General features: G+C 66.3%; 6 protein-coding genes. 2 read left to right on the top strand and 4 right to left on the bottom strand.

The features are described 5' to 3' along the window. Positions 1 to 112 precede the first annotated feature (112 nt). Positions 113 to 799, bottom strand: a complete 687-nt coding sequence (locus tag RMCN_RS06125) for a PIG-L deacetylase family protein (RefSeq protein WP_067387856.1) — start codon at positions 797 to 799, stop codon at positions 113 to 115. Further along, positions 796 to 1,398 carry a TetR/AcrR family transcriptional regulator gene (locus tag RMCN_RS06120; protein ID WP_067387855.1) on the bottom strand — a complete coding sequence of 201 codons (603 nt, stop codon included), beginning with the start codon at positions 1,396 to 1,398 and terminating at the stop codon, positions 796 to 798. The genes RMCN_RS06125 and RMCN_RS06120 overlap by 4 nt, the downstream gene beginning before the upstream one ends. Before the next feature lie 43 nt (positions 1,399 to 1,441). On the opposite strand from RMCN_RS06120, the gene RMCN_RS06115 reads away from it, so the two are divergent. Together RMCN_RS06115 and RMCN_RS06110 are read left to right on the top strand one after the other, a co-directional pair. Further along, positions 1,442 to 2,575, top strand: a complete 1,134-nt coding sequence (locus tag RMCN_RS06115; RefSeq protein WP_067387854.1) for a phosphotransferase family protein — start codon at positions 1,442 to 1,444, stop codon at positions 2,573 to 2,575. Then, a complete protein-coding gene (locus RMCN_RS06110) occupies positions 2,575 to 3,687 on the top strand; it encodes an Rv3169 family protein (protein ID WP_067387853.1) in 1,113 nt (370 codons plus the stop codon). Before RMCN_RS06115 ends, RMCN_RS06110 begins: the two co-directional genes overlap by 1 nt. A gap of 23 nt (positions 3,688 to 3,710) precedes the next feature. Here RMCN_RS06110 and RMCN_RS06105 read toward each other — a convergent pair whose 3' ends face one another. After that, the gene (locus tag RMCN_RS06105) at positions 3,711 to 5,192 is read right to left on the bottom strand and encodes a flavin-containing monooxygenase (protein ID WP_067387852.1); all 1,482 of its coding nucleotides are present in this window, start codon (positions 5,190 to 5,192) and stop codon (positions 3,711 to 3,713) included. A gap of 40 nt (positions 5,193 to 5,232) precedes the next feature. Then, complete coding sequence (locus RMCN_RS06100) at positions 5,233 to 6,222, bottom strand: TIGR03617 family F420-dependent LLM class oxidoreductase (RefSeq protein ID WP_067387851.1); 990 nt, start codon at positions 6,220 to 6,222, stop codon at positions 5,233 to 5,235. Positions 6,223 to 6,232: the final 10 nt, after the last annotated feature.

The raw sequence follows: 6,232 nt of genomic DNA, 5'->3' as shown, positions 1-6,232 counted from the left end.
AACCGTAGAGAAGTCCAATTATTCCTTGCAGGACAGGCACTTTCGCTTATCTACACACCCCCACAGTCAACATTCCACGAAAAATCCGGGCTAGCGCTGGCGGACGAAAGTGCTAGCGCTGACGCAGCAGAATGAATTCGACTGTGCGACTTCCGCCGAACTCGGGCCGCGGGGTCGTCGTCATCTCCACCTGCTTGCGCGCATGCACCGTGATGGGAGTGTGCGGATCGAGCACCGACAGATAGACCCTGTGCTCGGCCAGTGACGTGACCGCGCGCTCGAAGCTGCCGTCGTCGATCACCTCGACGTGCGTTGCCTCCGGCCCGTTCTGAAACAGCCAGCGCGGCGGGTGGGGCAGGCTGTCGTAGGCCTCGACGACGGCCGCGGCGAACTCCATGTGGTCGCGCTGGTTGGGTGCGCCGGGCGACCATTCGCGGCCGCCGTAGATGCTGATCACCACATCGGGCTCCAGTTCGCTGATCGTCTCGACGATCCTGGCCCGCAGTTCCGGGCTGTTGCGAATCTCGCCGTCCGGGAACTCCCAGAACCGCACACCGGCCACGCCGACGACGGCGGCCGACCGCAGCTGCTCGTGCTCCCGCAGCGGGCCGGCCTGTTCGAGCGCCATACCCGCGATGCCGGCTTCACCCCGACTGGCCAGCGCGTAATGGACCCTCCTGCCCTGGGATGTCCATTTCGCCACCGCCGCGGCGCACCCGTATTCGGGGTCGTCGGGATGCGGCACCAATACGAGCGCGGAACGCCAGTCAGAGGGGAACGTGTCAAACACGTCCTCTATGCCACCACACCGTGCACCACGATGGCGGTGGTCTGCTCAACCCAGTCGTCCCCGAGCGGCTCGCCCGGCGACAGCAGCATCCGCAGCAGAGTGGCACCGCCGATCACCTCCACCAGCCGGTCCGGGTCGACATCGGGATAGACCTCGCCCCGCCGAACCGCGTCGGCCACCCGGTTGCGCACCGCCGCGAACACACCGGTGAACCGGTCCATGACGCGGACGTTGAGCTCGTCGTCGGCGACCATGTCGGCGATCAGGCCGGGTAACGCCGCCCGCACGACCGGAGAGGCGAACACGTCTCGGCTGGCGGTGAGCATGGCGCGGATATCGGCGGCGATATCCCCCGGTGGGGTGGCGATCGCAGTCGGCGCGGCGGGGAACGCCGCCTCGTGGACCAGTTCGGCCTTACTCGACCACCGGCGGTAGAGCGCGGTCTTGGTGGTCCCCGCTCGCTCGGCCACCGCCGCGATCGTCAGATTCGAATATCCGATCTCTGCAAGGAGATCCGCCGTCGCGCGCAATATGGCAGCGTCGATGCGTGGATCCCGGGGCCGCCCGGCGCCCGGGGTCTTGTCAACCGATGACGCGTCTGGTTTCATAACGCTACCCACCGTATCGTAATTATCGGCGAAAGAAGAGACTGTGGCCAACGAACCGGCTGTCGAAGACGTCAGCCGCCTCGAACATTCAAGTCGCGACCTGTCCACCCTCCCCGGTGTGATGTCTCGGTGGCTGTCGACCGTTCTGCCGGGCGCGGCGGCGCCGGAGATCACCGTGGAAAGTGGCGTCGACGCCAACGGGATGTCCTCGGAGACGATCATCCTGACGGGACGATGGTCCGCCGACGGGCAGTCGCAGGCCCAGAAGTGGGTGGCCCGGGTGGCGCCCACCACCGAGGACGTTCCGGTCTTCTCGTCCTACCGCATGGACCACCAGTTCGACGTGATCCGGTTGGTGCAGGAGAAGACCGACGTGCCGGTGCCGCAGGTGCGGTGGCTGGAGAACAGCGGCGACGTGCTCGGTACGCCGTTCTTCCTGATGGACTACGTCGACGGTCGGGTCCCCCCCGATGTCATGCCCTACACGTTCGGCGGGAACTGGTTCGCCGACTCCCCCGCCGAACAGCGGCGCGAACTGCAGGACGCCACCGTCGGCGTGATCGCCAAACTGCATTCGATTCCCGAACCCGAGAAGGTGTTCGGATTTCTCGACGACGGATCCGATCGCAATGCGTTGCGGCGCAACCTAAATTGGCTACAGGACTGGTATCAGTTCGCCGTCCCCGACATCGGGCGGTCGTCGCTGGTCGAACGTGCCCTCGACTGGCTGGAGGCCAACTGGCCCGCCGACGCCGCGGGCAACGACCCCGTCCTGATCTGGGGGGACTCGCGCGTCGGCAACGTGCTGTACTCCGGTTACCAGCCGGTGGCCGTGTTGGACTGGGAGATGGCCACACTCGGGCCGCGCGAGATGGACGCGGCGTGGATGATCTTCGCGCACAATGTCTTCCAGGAGTTGGCCGGCCTCGCGGGATTGCCGGGGCTGCCCGACTTCATGCGCGAGGAGGACGTCAAGACCACCTATGCGGCGCTGACCGGGGTCGAACTCGGTGACCTGCACTGGTTCTACGTTTATTCCGGCGTGATCTGGGCGTGTGTGTTCATGCGCACCAGCGCGCGGCGGGTGCGGTTCGGTGAGATCGAACAGCCCGAGGACGTCGAATCGCTGTTCTATCACGGTGCACTGCTGAAACGACTCATTGGAGATGACTCCTGATGCTCGGTCCCACAGACGAATTCCCGATTCACCAGATCCCCCAACCGATCGCGTGGCCGGGATCGTCCGACCGCAACTTCTACGACCGGTCCTACTTCAACGCCCACGACCGCACCGGCGACATCTTCGTGATCACCGGGATCGGCTACTACCCGAACCTCGGCGTGAAGGACGCGTTCGTGTTGGTCAGGAGAGGCGATACCCAGACCGCGGTGCATCTGTCCGACGGCATCGACTCCGACCGGCTCAACCAGCACGTGCTCGGCTACCGCGTCGAGGTCACCGAACCGCTGCACAAGCTGCGCATCGTGCTCGAGGAGACCGACGGCATCGCCGTCGACCTGACCTGGAACGGCCTGTTCGACCCCATCCAGGAGCAGCGCCACGTACTACGCACCGGCACCCGAATCACGTTGGACGCCCAGCGGTTTGCCCAGGTCGGGTCCTGGAGCGGCACGATCGCGATCGACGGTGAAGAGATCACGGTGGACCCGGACGTGTGGATCGGCAGCCGCGACCGGTCATGGGGCATTCGCCCGATCGGTGAGGCCGAGCCCGCCGGCCGACCCGCCGATCCCCCGTTCGAGGGCATGTGGTGGCTGTACGTGCCGATGGCGTTCGACGACTTCGGGATCTGCCTGATCATCCAGGAGGATCCGACCGGGTTCCGCAGCCTCAACGACTGCACCCGGATCTGGCGCGACGGCCGCGTCGAACAACTGGGCTGGCCGCGCGTGAAGATCCACTACACCTCGGGCACCCGAATCCCCTACGGCGCCACCATCGAAGCCACCACCCCGGACGGCTCACCGGTGGTGTTCGAGGTCGAGTCGAAGCTGGGCGTGCCGATCCACATCGGCGGCGGATACGGCGGCGACTCGGACTGGCTGCACGGCGTGTGGAAGGGCGACAAGTTCAGCGAACGCCTCACCTACGACATGACCGATCCTGCGGTCAACGGCCGCGCCATGTTCGGCGTCATCGACCACGTCGGCCGCGCCGAGTGCAAGGAAGGCGGCAAGACCAGCGAGGGTTGGGGCCTATTCGAACACGGTGCGCTCGGCCGCCATGACCCGTCGGGCTTCAAGGACTGGTTGACCGTCGCCGATTGAGGCGGCTGAGCGGATACGCGCCGTCAGGCGGTCACCCGCACCGGTGCCCGCCCGAACACCATCGACTCCTCGATCCGGTCGAGACGGTGGTCGATCGCGTCGAGCACATAGTTGTGCCGGACGTTCCACGGCCGGTGCGTGCCTGACTTCGGCAGCACATGCCCCGCGCGTTGTACGTAGCCGGCGTTGATGTTCCACGCCGGCTTCTCCGCCATGGGCTTGTCCCCGAGGTGCGGGTATGCGTGCGTATAGCCGTGAGAGTCCATGTAGGAGATCAGCTTTGCGAATGCCCGAGCGGTCAGGTCGGCGCGCAACGTCCACGACGCGTTGATGTAGCCGACGCACCAGGCCAGGTTGGGCACGTCCTCGAGCATGTGCTCCTTGTAGACGAACCGGTCCTGCGGTTTGACCTCCTCGCCGTCGATGCTGATCAAAACCCCGCCCAGCGCCTGCAATTGGATGCCCGTCGCGGTGATGATCACGTCGGCGTCGATGCGCTGACCGGACTGCAGCACCACACCGGACGCATCAATGTGGTCGATCCGGTCGGTCACCACGTCGAGGCGGCCCGTGTTGATCGCGTCGTAGAAGTCGTTGTCGAGCATCGCGCACAACCGTTGGTCCCACGGGTCGTAACGCGGCTTGAAGTGCACGTCGACCGGATAGCCCTTGGGCAGATTGCGTTTGGCGTAATTGCGGATGTAGCGCCTGCTGAGTTTGGGCGCCGCCTTGGCGAACGCGTAGATGAACACCGTGAAGATGGTGTTGTAGATGCGCGCACCCCAGTAACCGGCCCGGCCGGGCAGCACCTTGCGCAGCGCCTGCACGATGGGATTGATCCGCGGCCCCGACAGCATGTACGTGGGCGAGCGCTGCAGCATCGTCACGTGGCCGGCCTTCTCGGTCAGCGACGGGATCATGCTGACCGCCGTCGCGCCGCTGCCGATGACCACCATGCGTTTGCCGGTGTAGTCCAGCGACTCCGGCCAATGCTGCGGGTGTACGACCTCGCCGCTGAACTCGTCGAGGCCGGGGAATTCCGGACGGTAGGGCTCGTCGTAGTTGTAATAGCCGGTCCCGAAGAACAGGAAGCGACTGCGGTACGTCTTGGGTGCCCCGTCCTGTTCGGTGTGCACCGTCCACGTGTCGGTGGACGAGTCCCAGTCGGCCGAGAGCACGCGGGTGTTGAACCGGATGTGTTCGTCGATGCCGTGCTTGCGGGCGGTCTGAACCAGGTAGTCGCGGATGTCGGGGCCGTCGGCCACGTTCTCCGGCCGCGTCCAGGGCTCGAACGGGTAGCTCAGCGTGAAGATGTCGCTGTCGGACCGGATGCCCGGATAGCGGTGCAGATCCCAGGTGCCGCCGATGCGGGCCCGCCGCTCGAGCAGCGTGTAGGACGTGTGCGGGTTCTTCTCCTGCAGTCGGTATGCCGCGCCGATCCCCGAGATCCCCGCCCCGATGATCAGCACATCGGTGTAGTCGCCGTTCTGCTCATTGCCACTCATCCGCAACCTCCCTTGGTCCCGCTGAGTACCACCATAGGAGTCAAGCTGCCAGCGCGTCGACGATCTCGGCCAACGCGTCGATGGCGATGGGTCCGGGCTGGTATAGGCAGACGCGGTCGGACGCCCCGGCCACGCGGTCGCGGATGTGGGCGGCGATCTCGGCCGGAGTGCCGCACGCGGCGATGGTGTGCAGAACCTCGTCGTCGATCAGGGTGCCCATCTCCTGCCAGCGGCCCTGTTTGGACAGTGCGTTGAGCTCAGGCTGCAGCTCGCCCCAGCCGTGCACGTCGAGAACCGGGCGGTAGGCCGGGGTGGACCCGTAGAACGCCAGCAGCCGGCGGGTGGCGTCGTGGGCCGCGTCGTGCGTACCGACCGACACGATGATCTCGGGCACCAACGCGAAGTCGTCGAGGGACCGCCCCGCCTCCGACAGGCCGGCGCGCACCTGCGGCATCGTCGCCTCGTGCAGGAATCGCTTCGAGCCGAACGGCATGACCAGCAGGCCGTCGGCGACGGCTGCGGTCGCCCGCGTCAGCCTCGGGCCGAGCGCGCCGAGATAGATCGGCGGTGGGCCGTACGGGTTCGGGCCGGGGTTGAACGTCGGGGTCATCAGCGTGTGCCGGAAGTACTCGCCGCGGAAGTCGAGACGTTCGCCGGTCTCCCACGCGGTGAACACCGCCCGTAACGCCGCGACCATCTCCGTCATGCGGGCGACCGGGCGGTCGAACGCCGCGCCGTATCGCTTCTCGACCTGCGCGCGCACCTGCGTTCCCAGTCCGAGGGTGAAGCGGCCCTCGGCGAGCACCTGATGGTCATAGGCCTGGTGGGCAAGCTGAACAGGGTTGCGCGGAAACGCAATGGCGACGTTGGTCATCAGGTCCAGGCCGCCCACCGTCGACGCCAGCGTCAGCGGCGCGAACACGTCGTGCGGTCCTTCGAAGGTGAACACCCCGCTGGCGCCCGCGTCGCGCAGCAGTCGCGCCCGCTCGATCGCATCGGTTGGGCCGAACAACGCTGTCATGACCTTCACGGCGTGAGAG

Origin of the sequence: Mycolicibacterium novocastrense (assembly GCF_001570485.1) — a bacterium.
Classification (GTDB): domain Bacteria; phylum Actinomycetota; class Actinomycetes; order Mycobacteriales; family Mycobacteriaceae; genus Mycobacterium; species Mycobacterium novocastrense.
This window is presented reverse-complemented; position numbering and strand designations above follow the sequence as displayed.